The organism is Acetivibrio clariflavus DSM 19732 (assembly GCF_000237085.1).
GTDB lineage: Bacteria > Bacillota > Clostridia > Acetivibrionales > Acetivibrionaceae > Acetivibrio > Acetivibrio clariflavus.
Genome location: NC_016627.1, coordinates 2118859 through 2144582 on the forward strand (window position 1 = coordinate 2118859; position 25724 = coordinate 2144582).

The window sequence follows — 25724 nt, forward strand, 5'->3', positions numbered from 1 at the left end:
ATATTTTTGACAAGCTTTCATGCAAAAATGGCTTAAAAAACAGAAACTATAAATAAACTTAAGAAAATCATATGATTATTTTAGCATAATGCAATAAAAAAATAAAGATTAAAAAAGACCGGCTGAATTTAAAGACAAAAAAACGTACAGTATGTACGTTTTTTTGTTGATCTATTTTAAAACTATAAGTTTGCAACTTTAACAGGTTCTTCGAATATACCTCGTTTCACCTCGGTTGCAGTCATATGCTCAGCATTAAAATGCTCAGTTAAGTAGTTACAAGCATCCCACGGATTTATTGTTTGACCGCATGTAAATACATCTACTGCTGCATAACCCAGTTCGGGCCATGTATGAATTGCCAAATGTGATTCTGATATAACCACAACACCGCTTACTCCCTGCGGACTGAATTTGTGGAATGCTACTTCCCTAACTTCAGCACCAGCTTCAAGTGCGGCCTCCACCATAATTTTTTCAATTAGGCTGCGATTATTTAGAATTGACGGATCGCACCCATAAATTTCTGCCAGAATATGACGCCCCAAAGTATGCATTTTTAGTTCCTCCTTCAAAATAAAAAATATCAACAACCTTTCTATTATTTTGAACTCATGTTATTGTTTTATATTAAACTTGAGCTCAATATGCAAGTTTTAATATAGCCGATAATCGGCAAATAAGACTAATACATAAATTTTTATTAACTACATATTATTTTCAATTATTACAAGCTTTGTAATAAAGCTTTTAAAATTACAACAGAATTCATTTTAACACGTTTACCCCAAAAGTCAATACTATTTATGTATTTTTTTATGTTTTTCAGGATTATCTCACATTTCTTTACTATTACTTCAGTTTACTTATTCTTATTTTACAGACTTAATCCTTATCACAATATAAAAATACAATAATAAATTTTAATATAAAAATATTAAAGGAACAATTCATAATTTTATTTTATGAATCATTCCTTTATTTCAATTTAAAATATAAATCATGTTCAAAAATCTTTGATGTTTTTTCTTAAATACCGGTCAATCAATTATTCATCCTTTTTAATAATATCGCCTAATGTAACATCCATTTCTTCTTTATGCTCTGTCGGCTCCTCAGCACTCTCACCTTCAGAATTTTCAGCTGGAGCAGAAGTATCTTCTGTAACAGGATCTATAGGTTTAACTTCTTTAATGCTAAGGCTAATTTTTTTGTTTTCCTGGTCAAATTCAATAATCTTTGCATCCACCATCATTCCGGCAGTCAGAACATCTTCAGGTTTAGCAAGCCTTTTTGTAGAAATCTGTGAAATATGAACAAGTCCGTCAATACCTTCTTCAAGCTCTACAAACGCACCAAAGGGCGCAAATCTTACAACTTTAACTTTAACAACATCTCCAACTTTATATTTCTGAGCAGCCTTATACCAAGGATTGTCTTCTGTCTTTCTATAACCTAAAGATATTTTTCCCTTTTCCTTGTCTGCATCCAAAATAGTTACCTGAACATTATCACCAACCTTTACAACTTCCGACGGATGCTTAATTTTAGACCAGGAAAGCTCTGATTTATGAATCAGTCCATCTACGCCTCCTATATCAACAAACGCACCAAAGTCTGTAAGGCTCTTAACTACACCATTATAAATTTTTCCGACTTCAACATTAGCCCAGAACTCTTTTAATTTCTTTTCCTTTTCCTCTTCCAGAATAACTCTCGCTGAACCTACAAGCTTGCGCTTTTTCTCATTGAATTCAATAATTCTTACATTAATGGGTTTCTTTAAAAATTCGTTAAGATCTTTTACATATTTATCGCTGATTTGTGAAGCAGGAACAAAAATTCTTACACCTTTTGCACTTGCTATAACACCGCCATTAACAACTTCTATAACAATAGCTCTAACAGGCGTCTTGTCCTCGTAAGCTTTTGCGATATCATCCCAGGCTTTTAAAGCATCTAAATATTTTTTAGACAACAATACATTGCCTTCTCCATCATTTACCTTTTTTACATATACTTCAATTTCGTCACCGACTTTTACTTCATCTGAAATTTTAAAGTCAGGTTCGTCGGTATATTCCTCAATAGGAATTATTCCATCCGATTTATATCCAAGGTCAACAAATATTTCTTTATTATTATAACCGATGACCTTCCCGGTAACAACGTCACCATCTCTTAAAGTTACCATTGACTTTTCGAAAGCATCCGCAAAATTCATTTCAGTTTCTTGTTCATTCATATCGACCCTTTGTTTATTGTTTAAATCACTCATTTTTTTTATAACCTCCTCAATTACCCATTCCGGTGTTGACGCTCCGGCAGAAATACCTATTTTTTTTATTTTTTTTATATCTACCGGTGGCAAATCACCGGAAGTTTCAACTTTATATGTCAGAGGACAATTTCTCTTACTTATTTCATATAATTTCTGTGTATTTGAGCTGTGTTTGCCCCCTATTATTATCATCATATCCACTATTTTAGATATTTCATCAACTTCATCCTGACGCTTGCTTGTTGCACTGCAGATTGTATCATATTTTACAACATTGCCGTATTTTTTTTCAATATATTCCACTATCTCTTCCCACTTTTTTCTTGACAATGTTGTTTGAGATACGACACATATTTTGTCGTTTTTAATATCCAGCTTATCCACGTCTGCAATGCTGTCAACTACACTTGACTTATTTTCACACCATCCGCTAATTCCTATTACCTCAGGATGATTCTTATCCCCAACTATTATAATATCATAACCTTCCGTACACTTTTTATTTACCAGGTTATGTATCTTTTTTACATAGGGACAAGTGGCATCGTTAAGTATCAAACCTTTGTTTTTTATATCTTCATATATTTGAGGTGCAACTCCATGAGCTCTTATAACTATGTGTCGCCCCGGTATTGCATCATCAATATTGTCAATGGACTCAACACCTTTTTCTCTCAATTGCTCTACAACCTGGTCATTATGGATTATAGGTCCATATGTATAAATCCCTGACTTTTCTTTTTCCGTCAGTTCATTAACAAGTTTTACTGCATTACTGACTCCAAAACAAAAACCTGCTGACTTTGCAAGAATAATTTCCAACTATTTTTCCTCCATAAGAGCATATACTTTTGACATAATGTCTTTTGCAATTTCAACCAATTCACTATTAGTATATTTCTTATCCTTCTCCAAATCAAGTCTAAATGGCTTGCCAAATACAACTTTTATTTTACTGAAAGGTCTGTATCTTCCTGAAACAGCTACCGGAATAATCGGTGCACCAGACTTTTGTGCTATCAATGCCACTCCCGGTTTAATTCTAATCGATTTGGCATCTTTATTTTTCATCCTGGTACCTTCAGGGAAGATACCTAAAACCTCATTATTTTCCAATATGCGCAAAGAAGTTTTTATAGCTTCTACATCACCTTTGCCTCTTTTTACCGGAAAAGCACCCAGCCAGGTAATAAATTTGGCAAACAACGGGTTTCTAAAAAGTTCTTCCTTGGCCATATATCGTACCAGCCTCTTAATTTTGTAGCCAATAAAAAACATATCCAATTCGCCGTTATGATTTGCACATAAGATTAACGGCCCGGTTTCCGGTACGTTTTCCTTGCCGATTACTTCAACTCTGTAAAAAATCGCAAAAACAATTGTCACAAATCCTCTAAAAATATTGATTAACATTGGTCCTCTATCAGTCCTAATATTTTATTAACTACTTCTTCTATACTCATATTAGTAGTATCCAATTCAACAGCATCTTCAGCTTTTGCTAAAGGTGCAAAAGCCCGGCTGCTGTCATTCTTGTCACGGTATAGGATGTCATTTTTTACATCTTCTAAGGAAACATCAGTAATACCTTTCAACAATTGTTCATTATACCTTCTTTTTGCTCTTTCTTCAATAGATGCGGTGAGAAATATTTTCAATGTTGCATTAGGAAGTACATATGTGCCGATATCACGGCCATCCATTACAACACTGCATTTGGAAGCTATTTCACGCTGGATTTCAACCATCTTTAATCTTACTTCCGGTACGACTGCTACATTAGATGCACCTATAGACACCTCAGGTGTCCTGATTAAGTTGGTTACATCTTCTCCATCTAAGTATATTCTCTGTTCTTCATCTATGTGCCTGACTTCTATATTTATATCCTTTACTAATTTTGATAATTTTTCTTCATCACGTGTATCTATATTCTGTCTAATGGCTTTTAGAGCTACAGCTCTGTACATAGCCCCGGTATCTAAATACACAATTTTCAGTTTTTTTGAAATCATTTTGGCAATTGTACTTTTTCCTGCACCTGCAGGTCCGTCTATTGCAATACTAACCCTTTTGCTGCTATCCATTCTGAAACTCCTGAATTTAAATTTATTGTAATAATAATTATGTACATAAACATTAATTGCAGTTCCGGTAAAAAATTAATCACTTACTATATCCGGTCTTAATACTTTAGCATTGTTTAAATATATATGTTTAATTTCATCATTTCTCTTATCGGTATTTATATGCATCAAAACCCGTATACATTTTTCAAGGCTTCCGGGTACCGGAATTTCATTGGTACACATTAATGCAACGCTTGTCCAACCCAGATTTCTGGCAGCAACTGCCGGAAAGGTCGCATTTAAATCATTGGTTACAGTGAAAATTATACTAATTAAGTCTTCTTCTTTCAATTTATTTTTTTCATATATTTCTGTAAGTAATTTTTCAGTTTCTCTTAGAATTTCAACTGCATCATTATTTTCGACAGTTGTAGCACCTCTAATTGCTCTAACCATAGTCATTTCCTCCCGTTATACCATACTACACTATACAACTCTATGGCCAAGTCCTATAGATACTTCATTCAAATGAAGCAAACCAATTCCAAAAAATATAGCTACACTAATATGATTCTTATATCTTGCTATACCAATTTTTCCTCCAACATTCAGTCCGATTGCCTTGGGCATTATCTGGGACAGAGCTTCTCTTGTAGCACCTGCAACTGCACCTTCCTCAGTATGACTTTCGGTAATAACGCCCTCTCTTTTTGCGGAAACTACAGCTCTTTCCACTATTTTCATAACAGAGGTTATAAATTCTCCTCCATAATCAACGGCACAAGTATGTATGCCTTCTTTAAGAAAATCGCTCTGATATGCCTTTTCCTCCTGCCTGTCGGCAGTTAAGGCAATTTTTATAGCTGCCGATGCTATCTCTTTACTTCCAAAGGATTTGTTATCGCGTGGTTCCTTACTCATATTTTTATCCATCCCGTATATTAGTTGTGTCATAACAAGTGATTTCAAAACTTCCTGCTGCTTCTTTCCAATACCAATCCCCAAGTTATATTTGTAATTCAAAAACACTACTGCCTGAGAGAAAAGTATCATTTTTATTATATAAAAGTACTTATTATGCTATAAATAGAATTCTTTTTAACATGTAGATTCCTACGTTTTTTGAAACCACCTTATATATTATATAGTAATAGTTGTTTCAAGACAATAAAAAATTATACGGTATAAGCGTAATTTATTCCTTAATTGAAATACGAGTTATTTCTTCTATGTTGGAATTAACCTTAATTCTTTTTCCAACTTCCACTCCTGATAAATTTTCACTGGCTGAAATAATTTCAAGTAATGCTTCCTGATCAGTTGCGCTTCCATCGACTTCTACCACATCTCCATCTTTTACCGGAATGGTAACAAGATTTTGATTGAATACGGCAACTTCTTCTCCATTCACCAGCAGTTTCAAATCCTCATTGCTTTCACTTGCCAAAAGTGCAATAGATATTTCACCTTCCTTGTACAAATATTCTTCCTCACCTAAAGGTCTTCCGTTGACATCATCATCCTTTACAAGGTAACTTCTTAACGAAGGGTTAAGTAATGTTCCCTGTATAAATACAATAGCAATAAACAAGCATACAAATGTAAAAAAAAGAATTTTCTCAAAGCCGAAGTTTATCAATCTCTTCGCCATAATTTCACTTCTTTTTTTTCTTTCTTTCCTGGCTCTAAATACAATAACCTTCATTATAATCATCTCCCCCATATATTCCTAAGGTAATCAATATCTTCATAAGAGAAGTTTGCACCTATAATTTAATATAATCACCGCTATAGAAATATTATGCTAAAATGACTAAAAAAATACGCTTTGAATGGTTGGTTGCACTTTTGTTTTTACTCCAAAACATAAAAAAAGCCATAAACATGGCTAATGAAATAAACTTATGAACTTTTGCCATATAGTATTCATCTATATACTTATCGTCATCCTTCATAGAATTTTTTCTTACACCTTCAATCTCAAAACCCGAATTTTTTGTATAATTTTATTGCCCTTTCGTTGTTTGTCATTACTGTCAATTCAAGTCTTGTTATTCCATTCCTTTCAGCCCATTCCATCAACTTGTTAAAAAGACTTGTTCCTATTCCCTGCCCACAATATTCTTTAAGTATTCCTGCAACTATATATGCACTATGCTTTATTCTGTTGCCCCCCCTATCCGCCGACAAAAATCCGACAATTTCCATAGAAGAAAGATAGAAAAAGATGAAAACTTTCACTATTTCAATTAAGGAATTTTTATGGAAGTTAAGCTTTCATTGGAACTGTAAAAAGATAATTTTCATTTAGCGGGCAGTGGTATCTTCATAAGCCATTGCCCGTTAAATGAAGCAACAGGCAAGATTAATGAAAAAACGAATTTGGAAGATAAAAACCTGAGCAAAACATTTAGAAACTCAGCTTACCTAGCAGCTGCTTCCGGCGAGATACCCTGTGGAAAAAGCAATGGTAAGATTAAAACCGCCGGTATAAGCATCAACATCTATAATTTCTCCTGCAAAATAAAGCCCTTTGATCAACTTTGACTCCATTGTCGAAGGATTTATTTCATCAGTCGACACGCCGCCTGCTGTAACAATTGCTTCATCAATCGGTCTTGACCCGTTAATTGTCAACGTAAATTTTTTTAAGATCCTGACTAAATTTCTTCTTTCCTCTTTTGTAATCTGGTTTACAAATTTATCGGGAGGAATTTCCGAAAGCCGAATAACTACTGGTATTAATTTTTTCGGAAGAAGTTCGTCTAATGCATTTTTAAATTGTTTTCTGGAAAACTTCTCAAAATCCCTTTGAATTCTTTCGTCCAGCTTTTCTTCGGTAAGAGCTGGCTTTAAATCTATTATTAAAGTAATACCCTTAAAGTCATAATCAAGGATATGCCTGCTTGCACTTAAAATTATCGGTCCCGATACACCATAATGGGTAAAAAGCATTTCTCCGAAATCGGAGTAAACTTTTTTTCCTTTTTCATTTATAAGTGTTATAGATACATTCTTTAATGAAAGACCCTGAAGCTCGCCAACCCATTTTTCCGAGACTACCAGCGGTACAAGAGACGGACGCAGCGTGACTATGTTGTGTCCTAACTTTTTTGCCATTTTATAACCGTCACCGGTTGATCCGGTACCCTTATACGATGCTCCGCCTGTTGCCAAAATCACAGAATCGCAATTTATCTTTTGTCGGTCTTTTAGCATTACCCCACTAACGGCACCGTTTTCTGCAATAATATCCGATACCGGCGAATTATAAAGAATTTTAACCCCAGTATCTTTCAGATATTTCATAAGGGTATCAACCACATCTTTAGCTCTGTCGGAAACCGGAAACACCCTGCCCCCTCTTTCAACTTTCGTTTCAAGACCATATCTATGTAAAAATTCCAGCAAATCAGTATTGGAAAACGTGTAAAAAGCTGAATACAAAAAATTCCCGTTTCCGGGAATATTCTCAATCAACCCTTCAATATCGGTATTATTGGTAATATTGCATCTGCCTTTACCCGAAATTAAAATTTTCTTTCCCAACCTGTCATTCTTTTCAAGAAGAATAACATCTTTGCCACGTTCCGCTGCCTTTCCTGCAGCAAGGATGCCCGCAGGGCCTCCACCCACAACTACAACTTTTTTACCCATTCTTTCCCCTCGTATTCATTTTGATTTTTAAGAATATTCCTATATTATTTCATTATTACTCTTAAAAAATATTTATTGTCATACCTTAGCCAAAAAATTTTTCCTCATAACCTTTAATAATTTTTTCTTTCCAAAACACTTCCAACATGGCAAGTATCGTTTAATGTTTTCAAATACCTTTTGTCTTTATCAATATGTACTATACTTACCGAAGTATTTGCTATATAAAATTTATTGTAAGCTTCAAGCTCTATTCCTAATAGTCCCAAAATTATAAGTTTTATTACTCCTCCATGGGAAACTATAAGAATATTTTTCCCCGAGTTTCTTAAAATTATTTCATCAACATACTTCATTACACGGTTATACACATTATCCAAGCTGCCTTCACCGGGAAAAACAGCAGTATGGGGTGATAATCTCCAAGCATTGTAATCATAGTCTTTCCTTTTTCTTATTTCTTCAAAGGTTAGTCCTTCCCAGTCTCCAAAGCTTATTTCATTGAGAGCTTCACTCTTTATTACATTCAATCCGAACTTATCTGCAATAATTTGTGCTGTCCTGTACGCCCTTCTCAGATTACTGCAATATATGACATGGATTTCTTCTCTCATAAGTCTTTCTGCTACAAGTTCCGCCTGTCGAATCCCCTCACTGTTAAGGTCTGTATCAGTACACCCCTGACATCTGTCCTCTTTATTCCAATCGGTTTCGCCATGGCGAACAAGATAAATTTTTGACACTATCCGTCAGTCTTCCTTTCTAATCTTTGATTCATTTTCTTCATCATATTTTTCGTAAACCTGATACTCTTCCCATATCTTTTCCAAATTCTCAAAAGTATCATAAACCTGCTGCTTTCTTCTCATACCTATAGCAACAATTAAAGCATTTATGACACTTAGAGGAGCAACCAGGGAATCTACAAAGGAAGCCATATCACTTCTCGCAATAAGAGAATGGTCGGAACAGTGTGCCAGTGGAGATTCTTTACTGTCTGTAATGGATATGACAGTTGCTCCGCGGCTTTTGCCAAATTTCAAAGCACTAATGGTTCTTTTAGAATATCTCGGAAAGCTGATTCCAATTATAACATCATCTTTCGACGCGTGAATAATCTGTTCAAACATTTCGCTTACACTGGTGGTGTGTACCAGTCTCACATTGTCAAATATCAAGTTAAAATAAAAACCTAAAAAGCTGGCAAGCGGTGCCGAGCTTCGAACTCCTAAAATATATATCTTTCTGGCATTCAAAATACTTTCCACAACTTCGTTGAAAGTATTTATATCCAATTCCTCAAGGGTCAGTTTTATTTTTTCCATATCAGCTTGGAGTACACTTTTTAAAATATTGTCCTCACTAATCCTGTTCGAAGATACCTCCATACGCTGAACCGATGTCAACTTACTTTTTATGAGTTCTTTTAAAACTTTCTGGAGTTTCGGGTATCCGTCAAAACCAATTTCATTGGCAAACCTTACAACAGTAGATTCGCTGACACCTACTTCTTCTCCCAATTTGGCAGCTGTCATAAAGGCAGCTTTATCATAATGATTAATGATAAAATTCGCAATTCGTTTTTGACCTTTACTAAAATCAGGAATACTTGACTGTATTTTTTTAATCAAATCATTGCTTTTGTTTTCCATTGCTTTTCTCCTCTTTTATTATTCTGTTTTTTATAAAATGCTGCAACTTAAATAAAGACAATTTCTAATGATTTGTCACATATAATAGAGTTTTGTTATATAACTTTATCAACCCTGCCTGACTTTAAGCAATTAAGTTTCATAAATTGAAATTGTCATTTTATCATTTTCTTTACTTAATCCAAAAATTAAATTCTTATCCTTAAGATTTTTATTTAGAAAATCCACTACTTTATATAGTTCAATATTACTCTCTACTTGAACTTTTGCTTTTAATTCAAGTTTGTCATCAGTATCCATTGAAACCTCCACATCAATATAATCAATTTTATAATTGCAATATTCATATTACTTACAGCTGCATCAATAAAATAATAAATTCCTTTAAATTTAATTTTTAGAAGCTTTTTATCAATTGCAGCTTTTAATAAATTCACTTTTGAAAATATCACTCTTTTATATTTATATATTACATTTTTGCAGGATAAAAATCAAGATTATGCAATTTATGCTTTTAAACTTTAGCAATGGAAAGAATCTTTGCAAATTTCTTTTAATAATTAGATTTTCAATAAACAAAAAATTGCATTTTAATTTTAAAAAATTACAAGAAAAAACAGGAGTAAGGGGGAATTTACATCTCCTGTTTTTTTATAACAACACAATTTATAAAACTTTTTGTACAGTGTTAAAATTAAAGCTATAGCCATTCTTAAAGCTATTTTTAAACTTCTTCTATAAAAAATGCGGGTTCTTATAAATTTGATTTGTACCTTCCTTTATCAAATTCGATCTTTCAGCAATAAAAAAAACAATCAATATTAATGCAACAATTAGTAAAAAAGTATATTTTATAAATATATTAATATAATATCAATGATTATTCTGGAAAACAATTACATAATTGTTTCATTTTCTTTACAGAAATATTTCATTCTTTCTATTACAAATAAACAAAAAAAGCACCAAGCTATATTTTATCAGCAACCCGGTACTTAAGTTTTAAAATAAATATAAATACTTTATTCTTTTAGCTCAATTTATCTTTCTAAGCAACCGTATTTTGGAGTTTTGAAGAAGAGAGAAAATAGTAAAAAAGCAATATCCATTTCAATAAGCAGCGGCTACAGACAAGGCAAATTCACCGCATATAAACGATTTGAGACAAATTGAATAATTATCTTTTTCAACTGTATCCTTTAGGGTACATAGCCTATTAAAACTCATTCGCATGCCAAGTTTGAAAAGCTTCGATATTGCTTCTTTTCTTGTCCATAAAATCATAGCCTGTTTCCAGTAATCATCTTTTCCTTTAAAAACGTCCAGATACTGCTGCTCTTCCAGGGTGTAAAAATGCTTTATCAGCGATTCTTTTTGTCCGCTTGTCCTTTCCAAATCTATACCTATTTTATTGTCTGAAACCAATCCGATGCAATAGGGATAAGAATGGGTTATTGACACATACAGATCGGGATATTGAACTATATAGGGTGAAGAGTCGTCATTCTTCAATACATCAATACAGGAGAGGTCCATCATTACACCTCTGTCCTGCTTATATTTGAACAGAGCAGATTTTACGGAATATCTTCCCGATACCCATTGAATTCTGTTTTTCTCAATCTTAAGTGTGTCAAGGTGTTCCAACTCTCTGTCCGAAAGAACAGAGAGAAGGTTTAAATCCTTCTCTCTCATATCAACTACATGAAACTCAAATCGATAGGCTCTATTTATGGACTCTAAGCATCTATTAATCATATATTCGGTACTCATTGACTTATACGCCTCACAATTACATCTTTTGCATAATAGCAGACCTCGCCTTTCTCATTATACAGTATAACATTGTATACCTTTTCTTCATCACTGCTCTTTACAAGCTTTGCATAAGACTTAAACAATCCCGGCTCTTTCGGTACCTTAACAAGTCCGAATTCTCCTATTTCCGACGGCAGATAAATTCTGTCACTGCCTTCAGAAGCATGGACTCCGCAAGATTGCATCAATGTGTCGGCAAAGGCCGGATTAAACAGTAAATTCGGCAGATCATACTTTTTATTTCTAATTTGCTCTTCAGATAAGGCAACCGTCAATATTACCCCATAATCGTTATATTTATACTTATTTATTTGTGCCGACTTGTCATCCATAAACAGCGGTCCTAACTGTATAGCATTGTTATGGATTTTCCTCATCCTTTCCAGCGATTCACTCAGCAGCATTTCTTTCATTCCGTCGATTTCTACAGCAGTAATTTCTTTTAAATATTCATATTCTCCAATTTTATTCGATATCTTCAGTTCTGCAATTTCCATCATTCTTCCGTCACCGATCTTCGGTTTGAAGTAGTTGTACAATGAAGCATTAATAGATTTATCGGGTGCTTCATCAATCTTCATTATTAATTCCTGTGCTTTCTCATTAAATAACTTCAAAGGTTTATAAATCATCACATCTTTAAAACAATACTGCTCGCTCTTTCCGAAGATCAAGCTGTGTACCTCGGCACCAATTTCCAGATAGGCCACCAAAGGAACAATCGGTGTAGTTCCAAGTCTGTGATGGTTTATAATGGGATCAGCTTTGACGGAAAATACTTTAAACACCTTGTCTATTTTACCGTCTCTTTCACTAATCCAATCTATCATGGGCACACTGTTTTTAATTCCATGCCACTTTTCGGCGCTTACCATTGTTCCAAGCCCTTTACTTACAACAACCTCATTTAGATTTAAATTGCTGTTTAAAATATGCATAAATTCAGCATTTGCCCTTTCCGGTTCAATTAAATGAAGCCCCATTCCCTCAGCATTTTCCTTAACAAATTCATTTCTCCATGCCATACCGATATCTTTCCAGCCGGACCATGCAATGCTTAAGGCTCTTATTCCTTTATGCTTAGATCTTACCATGGATATAAAGCCGGTTATGAAACTGTTTGCCGAACAGTAATCCAACTGGGCTTCATTTCCGAATCTTCCGGATATGGATGAAAACCCAATCAGTACTTTTAAATCTTTTTTATCTGCCAATCGGTACAAATTGCAAATACCTTTAGCTTTAACCGAGAATATTTCATCGAACTCTTCTTTTGTTTTTTGACCGATTAATCGGCTTTTTTCAACACCTGCACCATGGATTATAACATTTACCGGGCCAAAGTTCGATACTGCTTTATCTACAACCTCTTTAAGTTTTTCATAATCCGATACATCACAGCTGTAGTATTCTGCATCACTTCCGCTTTCTCGGATTTCTTTCAAAAGCTTGTGCACAGAAACAGCTTTGGTTACTTTGGAAAATTCCCTTTGAACTTCGGTTGGTGTTGCTTTCTTTCCTTCTTTTTTAAGTTGATCATATATTTCCAATTTCTTTTGTTCAAGAGCTGCCTCATCCAGTTTTGAAAGTTCTTCAATATCTGAAGGAATGGCAGTTCTTCCGATAATCGTGAATTTTGCTTTTATATTCTTTGAAACCTCCCGGATAATTTCAGCTGTTATTCCATTTCCGCCTCCTGTGATGAGAAAATGGTTTCCGTCAAAATTCGCAGCAAATTCAAGTTCAGAACGATCCACATTGGCAAGTTTCAAGGTAATTCTTTTACCATTGTCATATCCTATCTCATAGTCCTGGAAGTTTTCCTCCAATTCCTCCACAACAGTTGAAATCATTTCTTCTGTCAATTCAGAGCCTTTAACTTTGCCAATATCTAAAATTTTAACCTTTGAATTTGCAAATTCCTTGCGAAGTCCTTTATAAAAACCGCACAGTGCGCCATAAAAAGGATTTTCCAAAAATCCGTCCTGCTGTTTATATCCCAAACACCCATCCGATGAAATTACACACATAATGCGTATGGAAGGTTTCTCAATAACCTTGGATAATTCCTTGTAAAATACAAATCTGTGAAGACTGTTTAAATAAAGCAGGTTATCTTCCTTTTCCTTTGCTAAGTTTTCAAAATCAATATGTTCACCCAGATGACCCAGATCCAGTATAACTTCAATGTCCTTTACAGCTTCTCGGATATCTGCTGCCCGGTTTTCCAAACCATTGATATCCAAAGCCTCGTCGAATATAAACTCTTTTACCTCAGAAGAAATGCTTTTCAAATGTTTTGCGAACCCTTGAACAGTTTCAGGACTATTACCTATTACAAGTACTTTTTTGTCTTTGAGGTCAAAATCTTTATTGTCTATATTCTTTTCCACAATTATCGGATACTGAAGGCTAAGTTCCCTCTCTATATTACTCCCGGTTTCCTTTAATGTTTCGTCTTCAATCGTTCCTTGCTTTTTTTCTGCATCAATTCCTTTAGCATTATCATTATCTGCAATTTTGCCACCAGTATTGCTTTCTATAGCCTCAATTATTGACTTGATGGTTTTTAACTGTGAAGGACTAAAGTTTACATCCTCACTTACACCAAACCTTGCACTCAGTTCCGACAAAATAGTAGCTTGTTTGATGGTATCAACACCTAAATCAGCTTCAATTTCCATATCCTCTTGAAGCATTTCTACAGGATACTGGGTTATTTCAGCAATTATGTTCATTACCTGTTCCCGTACAGAAACATCCCGTGAAACATTCAGCCTATTTTCGTTATCGCCTTTTTCAGGCATTTTTGCAACCGGTTCCGAATCTGAAAGTGACTTACTGTCACATTTTACATTTTGCTTTACCAAATCAATAAGATCTCCTATTGTACGGTACTGAGAAATATTTCCGGCAACTTCTTCATTGAGTCCATACTTTTCACCTAAAATTGAAAATATGGTCGCCTGTTTTACCGTATCTATTCCCAAGTCCGCTTCCATTTCCATATCTCTTTCCAGAAGCTCAACGGGATATAGGGTTATTTCCGAAATTAATTTAAGAACTTCGGCTTCGCAATCGGAATTTGATAAATTCATATTGTTCCTGTCATTCTCTTCCGAACCTAAGCTATTTTTTACCTCATTTACTTCAACGGAAGAATCAGCAACACTTGTATTTTGCATAACAAGATCAACCATTTGTCCAATAGTTTTTAAATTTGAAAGGGCCTGCCCTTCAAGATGATTTAAATTAAATTTTTCAGCAATCATTGAGAATATGGTTGCCTGCTTTACAGTATCCACACCCAAATCAGCTTCCAGTTCCATTGACAAATCGAGCATTTCTTTAGGATACTGCGTTACGTTGGCGTAAATTGTAAGAACTTCGTCAATAATTTGCTGCTGATTCACTACAGTCGCAGGCATAGTGCTGATTTTGCCAAAATCAGTACCTGATGAACTATTGATCTGTCTAGAAGTATCTATCTTTGTTGCTTCTGCTACCGGCGCAGCTTCCGCATATCCCTCTTCTACAGGTGCAAAAAGCTCGCCTTTCTCTTCTGCCACCAATATCCTGCCGCAGTATTTAAGCTCTGCATCCTTTGAAGCAATTCTTTCTATCCATTCCCTATAGGCTCTTTCATCGATAATTCTTTCATCTCCTTTTGCAATCCTCTGCATGAGATGATAATTGCCCTGTCCGCCAAAAGCTGCTACCGCTCTTAAAACATACTCAAACTCATATTCCCCTCCCTTTGATAGATTGAGGCCACAAAGTTCCGGATCCTCTTCCTTGAAGTTAACAACGGGAGGTATTATCTGATACTGAAGCACTTTAGCCGATACCGCTTCTTCGATTGATGCACCCATTATATGTCCGGTCATTCCCTTTGTATTTATTACCTTTATCTCTTTATATTTCTCGCCAAAGGTGCTTTCTAAAGAGACTTTTTCCATATAGGAACAGCCCGGTTTGTGAGAGTAAGTCTCATGAGAACAGTATACCAATTTTGAAGCAATATCTTTTCTGTCAAAGTTATACTCTTTCTCCATTCTTGCAATAAACCGGTCTAGTTCAACGGAATGTTTCTTTGTATCAATTTTCGATTGATGTCCTGCAGTGTTGAAGGTATGAGTTCCCAAAAGACGGCATATGCCGTTCATTCCCCTTCTTAAGACATCACTCTCTCTTTCAATTACAATACCGGTAGCACCGGAACCGAGTATCATTCCGCTTCTACGGTTGTCAAAGGGAACAGCAGCTTCGAATAAATTGTCGCACTCAGTTAAGGCACCAATACTTGAGAATCCTGCACCAAACCACGGCAATAAGTCCTTTGTGCTGGATATGTCAGCACCGATTACAATCATTCTGCGAGCATGTCCGGCTTTTATCAAATCTTCAGCAACGGTTATCGCACTTGCGTTGGAAGCGCAGGCGGTATTTAAATACATATTAGGTCCCGTTGCACCTATCAGCTGTGCTAATCGGTTATTGGCCTGTGATGCAAGCATTGTCATAAAGTTATGATTAAATTCATACACATCAGCTTCACCGGGATTGGGTGAAAGTCTTGAATAGTACATTGCAAACCAGTCAGCCAGAAGTTTCTTTGTATCCTGATCACTTACTCTTGAAATAACGGATTCAAAGAACTTAAGTATTTCAACTCTTGTTCTTGAACCGAATTTTGCAGCTGTATATTTTGACACTTCAGATATTACAGTTTCAATAGGCCATAATCCATTTACATAGATTATACCGGTATCATCCTGCATTTCCTTAGGCAATACCAACCTTCCCGGAAGCATTGCACCGGATGCTGTCTTTTTATATTCCCTTACGAGAGGAATTCCTGCATCCCGCAATGCCTCATATCCTGCGGCTACACCTGCACATATTGTCTGAGTCATTTGTTTTAAAAGCTTCTCATCAATGAGATAGTCGTTAATCATGTCCATCTTGCCGAATTTACCGGCAAAATGTATTACCTCGTTAATGGATTCTATTTTCTTAAATATAGTTTCCTTCTCCGTTTTTACAAGCCTTGTTATATTTAAATCATATATACTTTGTGCTTCTTCATCGGTCAGCATCTCAATCATGTTTCTGCCCTCGACAATATAGCCGAAATTATTGTCGTCAAAGGCTTTTTTGAAGCTGCCCGGCAGGCCTATTGCCACACCGCTGTATACTATACTGTCCTTGGAATCCTGAGTTAAAGCTTTTTGATGAGCAAAAGACGAATCCTCTCTGTTTAGATCACAGCTATTCTTTGCAAATTCATGATTTTGAGTCAGTTTATTGCTTGTATCAACCGGTTTTGACTCCACTTGATATACCACATTAGTTACATTTTCCTTGTGCAATCCTAAAACACTGTTTGCAGGAACATAGGATACATCAACCCCATGGGCAAACAGGATTGCTAATGCCTGCCTGAAGGTTTCGGCAGAAGATTTATTCTTACTGTCAATATTAACAATCTTTACATCCTTGTCGTATAAAATGGTTTTAACAAGGTTTGTTAATACATTGGACGGGCCTGCTTCGATAAACACTCTAACACCCGATTCATAAAGCTTTAACACCGAATGGGTAAATTTCACCGGTGATAAAATCTGTTGCTTTAATATTTCAGGCATTTTTTCCAATTCAGATACATTGTTATAAAAATCCGACATATGGCAAGCCATTACCTTACATTTTGGAGTGGAAAATTTAATATCCTTTATACTTTCTTCAAACTCATCGGCAGCTTTGGCCACAATACCGGTATGGAAGGCATGAGATACATTAAGCTCGGTATATTTCAATCCTTTATCTTTTAAATATTCCACAAACACAGATATCTGTTGACTGTCTCCTCCAACCACTGTTTGTTCAGGAGAGTTAATATTAGCAATACTTACTTTTGCACCGCTTTCTTTTATAATCTCTTCCACCTTTTCTGCCGATTCCCTTACGCTTACCATCTTACCCCGATTGTCCGCATCAATTCTGTCAAAGGAAAAACCTCTTTCTCCAATTATATTTATCGCCGATTTCAAATCTACCATTTCGCCGGCATATAAAGAAGTAATCTCTCCTAAGCTGTGCCCAATCATGTAATCAGCTTTGATTCCGGCTTCCTCTATTAGTTTGTATACTGCCATATTACTTACAAACATTGCAGGGTGCGTATTTTTTGTGTTTTTGAGTTCAGTTTTCAATTGCTCCTCATCCTCACCGAATATCAGCGGCATCAGAGAGTAGTTATATTTTGCTTTCCATATAGCATCAGCTTTATGATAGAAGGACTTTACAGCAGAGTAATTTTCATATAGCTCTTTTAACATATTCGGATATTGAGAAGCTTGTCCCGGGAACATTAACGCAATTTGAGACGACTCAATTTTAGGGTCGTTCCCTACATAAATTCCTTTTAATCCGAGTAAATGACTGTCATTCAGCTTGTCTTCCCTAATATATTCCTCAAGTATGTTCAATTTTTCTCTCAATTGGTCCATCGCAGATGCACAAATAGCAACACGCCATTTTTTATCATTGTCAACCGATAAGTTGTTATAATATACTGCCTGTTCAAAGGAAGAATTTTCATTTTTCTCTATAAACTCTTTTATGGATGAACATACTGCATCAATCGACTCTCCCGAAAAGAATACCGCTTCTTCCCTTATTTTTTCCTGAGAAAATTTGCTTTCATTTTTTCTGTTTGAAAAAGTATAGCTCTTTTGCAAAAACTCCGGTCTGAACTCTTCTATACAAATATGGCAATCAGCACCACCAAAGCCATAAGAGCTTATATTTGCCCTCCTTGGATGAAGCGGATTTTCTGTCCACTGTCTGTTTTCTGTCAATATGTAAAAAGGTGAGCCTTCCAATTGTAACTTGGGATTAACCTGCTTTATATTGGCCGTTGCCGGCAGCACCTTATTTTCTACTGCCAAAGACGCTTTAATAAATCCTGCTATTCCTGCAGCATTCCTTAAGTGACCGATATTGGACTTTATCGAACCTAAACCGCAGTAGTTTTCTTTAGTTGCTCCAAGCCTTTCAAAAGCTTTTTTCAGCGATGTTACTTCAACAACATCTCCAACAATGGTACCTGTTCCATGGGCTTCTATCATTTCAATGGTATCTACAGAATATCCCGCCATATTGCATGCTCCGGTTATAACCCTTATCTGGCCTTCTTCACTGGGAGCTGCTATATATTTACCTTTACCGTCACTGCCGATGCAATAACCCGATATAATGGAATGAATATGATCTCCGTCTCTCAAGGCATCCGAAAGCCTTTTAAGGACAACTATACCGCCACCTAAACCCATGACAAATCCATTGGCTCTCGCGTCAAAGGGATAAGATCCGTCCGGTGACAGGGCATTTATTCCGCTGAAGGCCACCAATCCAACTTCTGTAAGGGTTACTTCAGTACCCCCTGTAATAACAGCATCATACTCATGGTTTAACAGCCCAGCCACACTTTCTGCAATTGTCATTAATGAAGAGGCACAGGCTCCATCCAATACATAAGATGGTCCCCACAAATCGAAGATATTTGCAATTCTGCCCGCTGTTATATTTTGCAAATAACCGGTGGTTGTATCCTCCGTTACTGTTTGAGTATCTTTAAGCAATTCATCGGATACTTCTTTGAGTACTTTGTCCATTTGGGGCAGTTTCCCATAAACCTCAGGATGATTAAGTATATGTTCTTTTACATTGCTGAAAAATGTTCTTCTGACAAGGTTTTCAAACTTCGTTCCCGGAGCTCCGGCACATAAAATTACAGCAGTTTTCTCCTTGGGAAGCTCACTTTTTAGCTGTCCCATAACCTGATCAACGCAATATATGACAGACTTTTGATTTATGTCCATATAAGCACTGACTGCCGGAGGAATTTTATACTTTCTGCTGAGTTCCATAAAATCAAAATCATCCGGGATGGCAGCAACTTTTGTATAAGTCTTGTCATTTTTATTCGGTCTGCCGAAAATATCCGACCTGTAAAATACTGACTTGTTAAAAAAATTATCCGGTATTTCTTTAATTGAAACTTTTTTGTTTAAAATATTCTCCCAAAGCATATTTATATTATTAGCGTCGGGCATGTAACACCCCATTGCCACAACAGCAACTCTTTCAAAAGGATAATAATACCTATTCATTGTCATTAACCCCCATTTCTTAATAAAAATTAATTCTAATGCTTTAAAGCTTTATCAAAAGTCTTCAAAAACAAGCTATACATTTATTAAAATTATTTGAATTCATTAACAATTTTATAAAAACTTTGAAGTTTAAGATATCAGTTGAACATTGGGCAAAAGTATCAAAACAATATGAATCTAAATCAAAATTCAACAATGCAAATCTGAAAAATATTTCCTTTTAATTGAATAGTAAAAGTATAATTATTCTGATATTTTTTGATATCTTTCAGATAATCTTTTTTATTCTTAATAAAAGGAACTATTTAGTTTCTAAAGATTTATGCATGTTCTTCAGTGCATTTTTATCGATTTTTCCAAGATTGTTCCTTGGGAAATCATCAAGAAAGGTAATATATTTTGGCACTTTAAAATTGGCTATTTTTTCTGAAACATACTTTATCAAATCTCTATCAGTGACTTTTGCACCATCTTTCAACACCACAAAAGCTTTGACCACTTCTCCATAAACGATGTCTTCAATACCTACAGCAGCCGAATCAACAACATCAGGGTGCGAGTTGATAGCAGCCTCCACCTCAATGGGTGAAATCTTAAGTCCGGCTACATTTATAACATCTTTCTTTCTACCGCAAATTACTAAGGAACCGTCACTTTTTTTATAACCGTAGTCACCGGAATATACACATCCGTCTCTAAGTCTTTCCCTTGTTTCTTCCGGCCTGTTTAAATATCCTAGCATTAACCCTTTTCCTTTAATTCTAATCTCACCTATAACACCGTCTTCACATACATTACCTTCATCATCCACTACTTCAACCTCTAAGATACCTTTAGGAGGATAACCGACATCCCCGGCAGGTTCAGGCAGTCTATTCATTCTAGTGGTGATGAGCGTTGTAGTTTCGGACATGCCATACCCTTCATCGAGATATATTCCGATAGTTTTGAACCATTGGAATGCAGTCTCATAATTAAGAGGTGCAGCCGCTACAAAAGCAGCTTTAAGTTTTCTTAAAGAATCGTGTATTGCTTCATACCTCAACAACTGCTGGTAATGAGTAGGAACGCCAAAAATATGTGTTATATTTTCTTTTATTATGGCATTTGAAATTTTTATAGGCTGAAACGATCGTAAAAACACAATAGCTGCTTTTCCATCCAGTGAAGGAATTAATATGGACACCGAACCAAATCCGTGAGAAAAGGGTACAAAACAAAGTATTCTATCCTCTTTCGTATATCGATACATAGAACAATTGCTTTTTTCTAAAAATGTAAAGAAACATCCTGCTGAAAGCATTACTCCTTTTGGCTTTGAAGTCGAACCTGATGTATAAAGAAGCATGGCGAGTTCATCTTCTTTATAATTATAAAAGTCTTTTTCCTCACATTCAAAGTTTTGAATTTCATTTTCATAATCTTTAATATGGACAATTTCACATTTTAAACTATCCGGCAGTTCTATTTCACTGCTCATTAAGTGAGTAAAAAGGCATTTTGCTCCTGAGTCTTCAATATAGTACAGTACTTCATTGGCTTTATACAAAGGGTCAATAAGGCATATGACTCCTCCAATATATTGAATACCAAGTAAAATAACTGCTGCCTCAACACTGTTATACAAATGGGTAGCTATCACATCTCCGCTTTTATAGCCCTTTGAAAGCAATAGAGCCGCTGTCTTTTTAACTTCTTCCATAAGTTCTCTGTATGTAAGCCTTTTCCCGTTTTCTGCATCGATAAGTGCTTCCAATTCAAGATCCGTTTCCTTTGTATTAAATAACAATTCACAATAGTTCATAAATGATTCCCCCAGTTAAATTATATTTTTTACAAAATTAATACTAAAGTGCACTCTGTATATCTTCCTATATTCAGTTTTAGAAAGTATTTATTAAATTTATCCAACCCTAGTCTATATCTATAGAATAACGCCTATAACAGAAACATAATTTATAACCTTAATATCTAAATATCATACCGCCACTGCTGGCACCTGCGCCATGAGCTTGCATCATCACAAGGTTTCCGCGCTTTAATCGTCCGGAAACAATAAGATCATGTAAATTTATAGGACTCATTGCAGAAACGGTATTCCCATATTTGTGAAATAAACTTTGGCTTTTTTCTTTAGGAATGTTTAACTCTTTAAGTTGCGCTTCCCATATTTTTTCCGACTGATCCGATGTTACAAAGAAATCTATATCTTCCATAGTAAGACCGGTTTCCCTGAGAAGCTTTTCAGCAATGACTTTGGCATATTTTGCAGAGCTGTTAAAGACTATATTGCCATCAGCTATTCGCATATAAAAAATACTCGGGTTCAAATCTTCCATACCACTTCTTAAGAACTCGGTTCCAAAATTAACCTTTGCATTATCATACAAGGAATGATTGGTAAGTAAATAGGACGCCAAAAAACTCTTTGTTTCAGAATAGCCTATAAGCATAGCAGCAATTGCATCCCCAAATAAAAACACAGTTTTGGGGTCCGGACTCTTCCATAGCCTGACACACTTAGCTATTACACTGCCTCCTAAAATCAGTACATAATCATCTCCGGTAGCTACATAACGTATTGCTAAATCCATGGCATGCATAAAACCGCTGCATGCCGAACAAATATCAAAGGCAGGTATTCCTTTTTTGGCCTTAAACTTTCTTAATAATCCTATTGATGTTGCCGGAACCTGATAATCTCCAAACAACTTTGTAAAAATCACCCGGTCAACCTTCTCAATATCGATATTGGCTGTTTCAAGGCATTGTTCTACCGCTGCCATCATGAGGTCTTCCACTTTTTCATCAAAGTCGCTCCATCTTCTCTCTTTTATCCCCAATGAATATTGAACCGCCCTGTCTGTTGCCAATAATTTAAACTCATCAATAATGTCCTGATTTGTAACAACAGCTTTGGGCAATCCTACTCCAGTAGATATGATTCTGGCATACCTGTCAATATTAAGAGGTCTAATTTCGGGAAACCTGATTTCCTTTTCCATATTTCCTCCAATCAATGCAAAAGCATTTAAAAAATGTTAAATTTTGTCAGTTCATAGAACGCTTCGCTAATAAAATTTTTGCTTATCATATATACAGTCCTCGTTTTCAGCCGGCTCTAATGCAGATACATTGGTTTCAATATCAATTGAAAACCTTTTATTTCTCCATTTTTTCAATAATAAAATTAACAAGATTCTTCATTATAAATAAATCCGGATCTCCTTCCACCATAGGTATGGAGAAAGTCTCCGAAAACCTAAATCCCAATTCAACAAGGGCAATGGAATCTAGACACAATTCTTCAACAAGGTTTGTATCAGCGTTTATTTCGCTTTCGTCCAAATTCAAATAATCGACTATGATTTCTTTTACCTTTTCAAAAACTTCTTTCTCATTCATTTAATAGCTCAACCTCCAAATATAAAAATATAAAAATTTTTATCAAACTTTATATATAATGCCTCCACCGCTTAAACCTTCTCCATGGGATATCAGCATTATATTCATACCTTTTTGTATCTTGCCTGTAGCAAATCCATAGTCTAAAAGTAATGGTAACATGGCCGACATGGTGTTGCCGTGATTCTTTATAAGGGAAATGCTTTTTTCCTCTCCCACTCCTAAAACTTCAAGGGTAAGCTCCCATATTTTGCGATTGTTCTCAGTAACAAGCACTAAATCTATATCTTTTATTTTCAGACCACTTTCCAGAAACAAATTTGTTGCTATAGTATATACTGCTTCTTTATAAAAATCTTCGGCATCTTTCCAATTCCCCATCTTATATGTATCGTAAACAGAAGCCATCTGCTGTTCAAGTGTCATTGTCTCCCTCTTATCTACCAATGTCAATGGCGTTATAGCTGTAGCCAGTTCATAAAATTCATAATTCGAATAGAAATAACTTGCCAGAATATGCTGCTGTTCCGAGTGCCCGATTAATATTGCCGCTGCTGCATCCCCAAACAGGAAAGCAACCCTTGGATCTGTTTTGCTGATCATTTTGCTGTTTATTCCACCGGAAGCTATAAGAATACTTTCATCTCCGGTACTGATAAACCTGGAAGCAGCATCAAAGGCATGCAGAAAAGAAGATATTCCACCCTCAATATCAAAGGCATGTACTGCCGTGCCGCTGTTAAGCTTTCGTTGCAAAGCACTTGCAGTCATTGGAAGAAGATTATCTCCATAAAATTTATTCACAATAATTCTCGATAAACGGTCAACTTTAAAATTAGCCTTATTTAGACATTTTTCTGCTGCAAGTGCCAGAAGGTCACTATCTGATTGGTCATCTTCTGCTATAAATCTTGACTCAACTCCAATTGATTTTGTAATGAATGAAGATTTGAAGGGCAGATTATACTTGACAATAATTTCCTCATTATCGATAGATTTTTCAGGTATGTAGGATGCTACAGATTTGATTTCACAATAGCGATTTATATTTTTCCTTTTTAGCTCCGGAAAAATATATTTTGAGTTTTTCATAACTATCTCCCCCAAAAAACAAATATTATACAATATATCATGCTATATATTTTAATTATCTTGTTTTAAAATCTCTACATAAATTTTTTGACGAATAATTTTATTGCAAAAATTTTGGGTCTAGTTAGCATTATTTCCAATATTTATTTTATACTTAAATTTTGCACATTTCAACAGTATTTTACTTTTATTTCACGAGATTATTACGAATATTTTACAAAAATCTTAATATATTTTATTTTTAGGTTAAAATAAGAAATTTAACAAAAAATGACGTTTTAAACTAATTTAATTTTAGCACTCCGCAATAAGATAATAAATCTCTCATTCTTGAAAAAATCAGGGTAACAAAGCCCATTCCCTGTCTTTGTCATTACATTTTTCAAAAAGACAAGAATATAAACTATTGAATATTGACAGGTATTTATTTTTATATTGGAGACTCCTTAGAAAACATTTTATTCAGGGAACTGGACATTGCCATCAATGATATAAGCCGGACGGGTGTCGCCCGATACAGGAATACTGTCAAGTACATCTTCCAATACATATCCCCTAATATCGGTCATCCTTATTCTAGGAGTTGTAGTATCAACATTATCTATGACAAAATGATTCCAAAACATCTTTTTCATATCTACCCAAGTATTATTTATATAACATTCCATCTTAAGTACAGGATATCGATGATTTCTGACCTGAACTGCAAGCCATGAAGTAGTGCTGCCTTCCTTAATACGATAGGATACATTTCCGGTAACCGGTGCTGCAACAACACGCCATTTTATATCAATTTTACCCTTTGATATATCATCTATTTTAGCAAAGGATTTAGGACATAAATCCAATGCACCGGGAGCACCCTCTGGATAAAGGTCTGTTACATAAACAATTGTCGATCCCTTTTCCCCTGTTACCTCAAGATAAGCACCAGCTAAAGCGGCATCAATTCCATAGGAATTATAATCATAGGGATTTAACGCTGTAATTTCCATATCCGGGTCAATAGGATCCAATAAAGCTGCACCTCCAGAGTAACCCGATCCAGTGAATGTAGCATAGCCTGAATGCTCCTTATCCCAATCAGGATAAGGACTGTATGACGGAATAGGTTTTGGTGTAATTTGTGGTGTTGGAGTAACTGCCGAAGTATTTGCAGGTAATGAATCACTCTTTGGAAATTTTTTAATTATGCCAAGCAAATAACTTTTCATCAAAGCACAATCTATACTATCTATACTGTTGTTTCCATCTACATCAGCTGCCCATGAACCTTCTGCAGTGGGAAAATCCTTGATAAGTCCCAATACATACATTTTAAGGTTTGCATAATCTATACTGTCAACATATCCATCCCCATTGATATCTCCAACGGTAACTTGTCCTTCCAGTGAAAAAGAATTGAGAAAAGAAAACTGCAAAAGAGTCATTAAAATGGCACAACAAAAAATTATTTTGCGTTTCATTTTTTACCCCCAAAAAAAAATCATCTTTCCTAATTTTTGTATCTAAAATCGATTATATTATATCATATTTATTTACCTGCTTCAATTAAAGAATAAAAAAACCG

The 25724-nt window shown here is 35.2% G+C and carries 20 protein-coding genes and 1 pseudogene; all 21 read right to left on the reverse strand.

What is annotated here, in order from left to right:
* Nucleotides 1-182: 182 nt before the first annotated feature.
* On the reverse strand, nt 183-557 hold the full coding sequence (gene speD, locus CLOCL_RS08995; RefSeq protein ID WP_014255038.1) for an adenosylmethionine decarboxylase: 375 nt from the start codon (nt 555-557) through the stop codon (nt 183-185).
* Between the two features lie 491 nt (nt 558-1048).
* Nucleotides 1049-3103: a bifunctional 4-hydroxy-3-methylbut-2-enyl diphosphate reductase/30S ribosomal protein S1 gene (locus CLOCL_RS09000; protein WP_014255039.1), complete on the reverse strand. Its 2055-nt coding sequence runs from the start codon at nt 3101-3103 to the stop codon at nt 1049-1051.
* The gene (locus CLOCL_RS09005; protein ID WP_014255040.1) at nt 3104-3694 is read right to left on the reverse strand and encodes a lysophospholipid acyltransferase family protein; all 591 of its coding nucleotides are present in this window, start codon (nt 3692-3694) and stop codon (nt 3104-3106) included.
* Nucleotides 3688-4368: a (d)CMP kinase gene (gene cmk / locus CLOCL_RS09010; RefSeq protein ID WP_014255041.1), complete on the reverse strand. Its 681-nt coding sequence runs from the start codon at nt 4366-4368 to the stop codon at nt 3688-3690. The genes CLOCL_RS09005 and cmk overlap by 7 nt, the downstream gene beginning before the upstream one ends.
* A 75-nt stretch (nt 4369-4443) precedes the next feature.
* Entirely contained in the window at nt 4444-4806 is a 363-nt protein-coding gene (aroH, locus tag CLOCL_RS09015; RefSeq protein ID WP_014255042.1) for a chorismate mutase, read from the reverse strand.
* Between the two features lie 30 nt (nt 4807-4836).
* Entirely contained in the window at nt 4837-5271 is a 435-nt protein-coding gene (locus CLOCL_RS09020; protein WP_027621518.1) for a HutP family protein, read from the reverse strand.
* 274 nt (nt 5272-5545) lie between these two features.
* Nucleotides 5546-6055 carry a hypothetical protein gene (locus CLOCL_RS09025; RefSeq protein ID WP_014255044.1) on the reverse strand — a complete coding sequence of 170 codons (510 nt, stop codon included), beginning with the start codon at nt 6053-6055 and terminating at the stop codon, nt 5546-5548.
* Between the two features lie 94 nt (nt 6056-6149).
* Nucleotides 6150-6305 carry a hypothetical protein gene (locus CLOCL_RS23135; protein WP_245532863.1) on the reverse strand — a complete coding sequence of 52 codons (156 nt, stop codon included), beginning with the start codon at nt 6303-6305 and terminating at the stop codon, nt 6150-6152.
* Nucleotides 6306-6330: 25 nt separating this feature from the next.
* Nucleotides 6331-6540, reverse strand: coding sequence for a GNAT family N-acetyltransferase (locus CLOCL_RS23140; RefSeq protein WP_245532864.1), 210 nt, complete (start codon nt 6538-6540; stop codon nt 6331-6333).
* Between the two features lie 237 nt (nt 6541-6777).
* On the reverse strand, nt 6778-8007 hold the full coding sequence (locus CLOCL_RS09035) for a BaiN/RdsA family NAD(P)/FAD-dependent oxidoreductase (RefSeq protein WP_014255045.1): 1230 nt from the start codon (nt 8005-8007) through the stop codon (nt 6778-6780).
* Between the two features lie 113 nt (nt 8008-8120).
* Nucleotides 8121-8750, reverse strand: coding sequence for a histidine phosphatase family protein (locus CLOCL_RS09040; RefSeq protein WP_014255046.1), 630 nt, complete (start codon nt 8748-8750; stop codon nt 8121-8123).
* A gap of 6 nt (nt 8751-8756) precedes the next feature.
* A complete protein-coding gene (locus CLOCL_RS09045; RefSeq protein WP_014255047.1) occupies nt 8757-9659 on the reverse strand; it encodes a MurR/RpiR family transcriptional regulator in 903 nt (300 codons plus the stop codon).
* A 132-nt stretch (nt 9660-9791) separates the two neighbouring features.
* Nucleotides 9792-9959: a YpmA family protein gene (locus CLOCL_RS21570; RefSeq protein ID WP_014255048.1), complete on the reverse strand. Its 168-nt coding sequence runs from the start codon at nt 9957-9959 to the stop codon at nt 9792-9794.
* An 810-nt stretch (nt 9960-10769) separates the two neighbouring features.
* Entirely contained in the window at nt 10770-11432 is a 663-nt protein-coding gene (locus CLOCL_RS09050) for a 4'-phosphopantetheinyl transferase family protein (RefSeq protein ID WP_014255049.1), read from the reverse strand.
* A complete protein-coding gene (locus tag CLOCL_RS09055) occupies nt 11429-19654 on the reverse strand; it encodes a type I polyketide synthase (protein ID WP_014255050.1) in 8226 nt (2741 codons plus the stop codon). The genes CLOCL_RS09050 and CLOCL_RS09055 overlap by 4 nt, the downstream gene beginning before the upstream one ends.
* A 304-nt stretch (nt 19655-19958) precedes the next feature.
* On the reverse strand, nt 19959-21461 hold the full coding sequence (locus tag CLOCL_RS09060; RefSeq protein ID WP_014255051.1) for a class I adenylate-forming enzyme family protein: 1503 nt from the start codon (nt 21459-21461) through the stop codon (nt 19959-19961).
* A 160-nt stretch (nt 21462-21621) separates the two neighbouring features.
* Entirely contained in the window at nt 21622-22662 is a 1041-nt protein-coding gene (locus CLOCL_RS09065; RefSeq protein ID WP_014255052.1) for a ketoacyl-ACP synthase III, read from the reverse strand.
* Nucleotides 22663-22819: 157 nt separating this feature from the next.
* Entirely contained in the window at nt 22820-23062 is a 243-nt protein-coding gene (locus CLOCL_RS09070) for an acyl carrier protein (protein WP_014255053.1), read from the reverse strand.
* 42 nt (nt 23063-23104) lie between these two features.
* Nucleotides 23105-24154, reverse strand: coding sequence for a 3-oxoacyl-ACP synthase III family protein (locus CLOCL_RS09075; RefSeq protein ID WP_014255054.1), 1050 nt, complete (start codon nt 24152-24154; stop codon nt 23105-23107).
* Between the two features lie 458 nt (nt 24155-24612).
* Nucleotides 24613-25368 carry an expansin EXLX1 family cellulose-binding protein gene (locus tag CLOCL_RS23510; RefSeq protein WP_476691462.1) on the reverse strand — a complete coding sequence of 252 codons (756 nt, stop codon included), beginning with the start codon at nt 25366-25368 and terminating at the stop codon, nt 24613-24615.
* A pseudogene (locus CLOCL_RS23950) lies at nt 25363-25620 on the reverse strand (dockerin type I repeat-containing protein); the annotation flags it as partial. The pseudogene CLOCL_RS23950 and the gene CLOCL_RS23510, both read right to left, overlap by 6 nt.
* Nucleotides 25621-25724 lie beyond the last annotated feature (104 nt).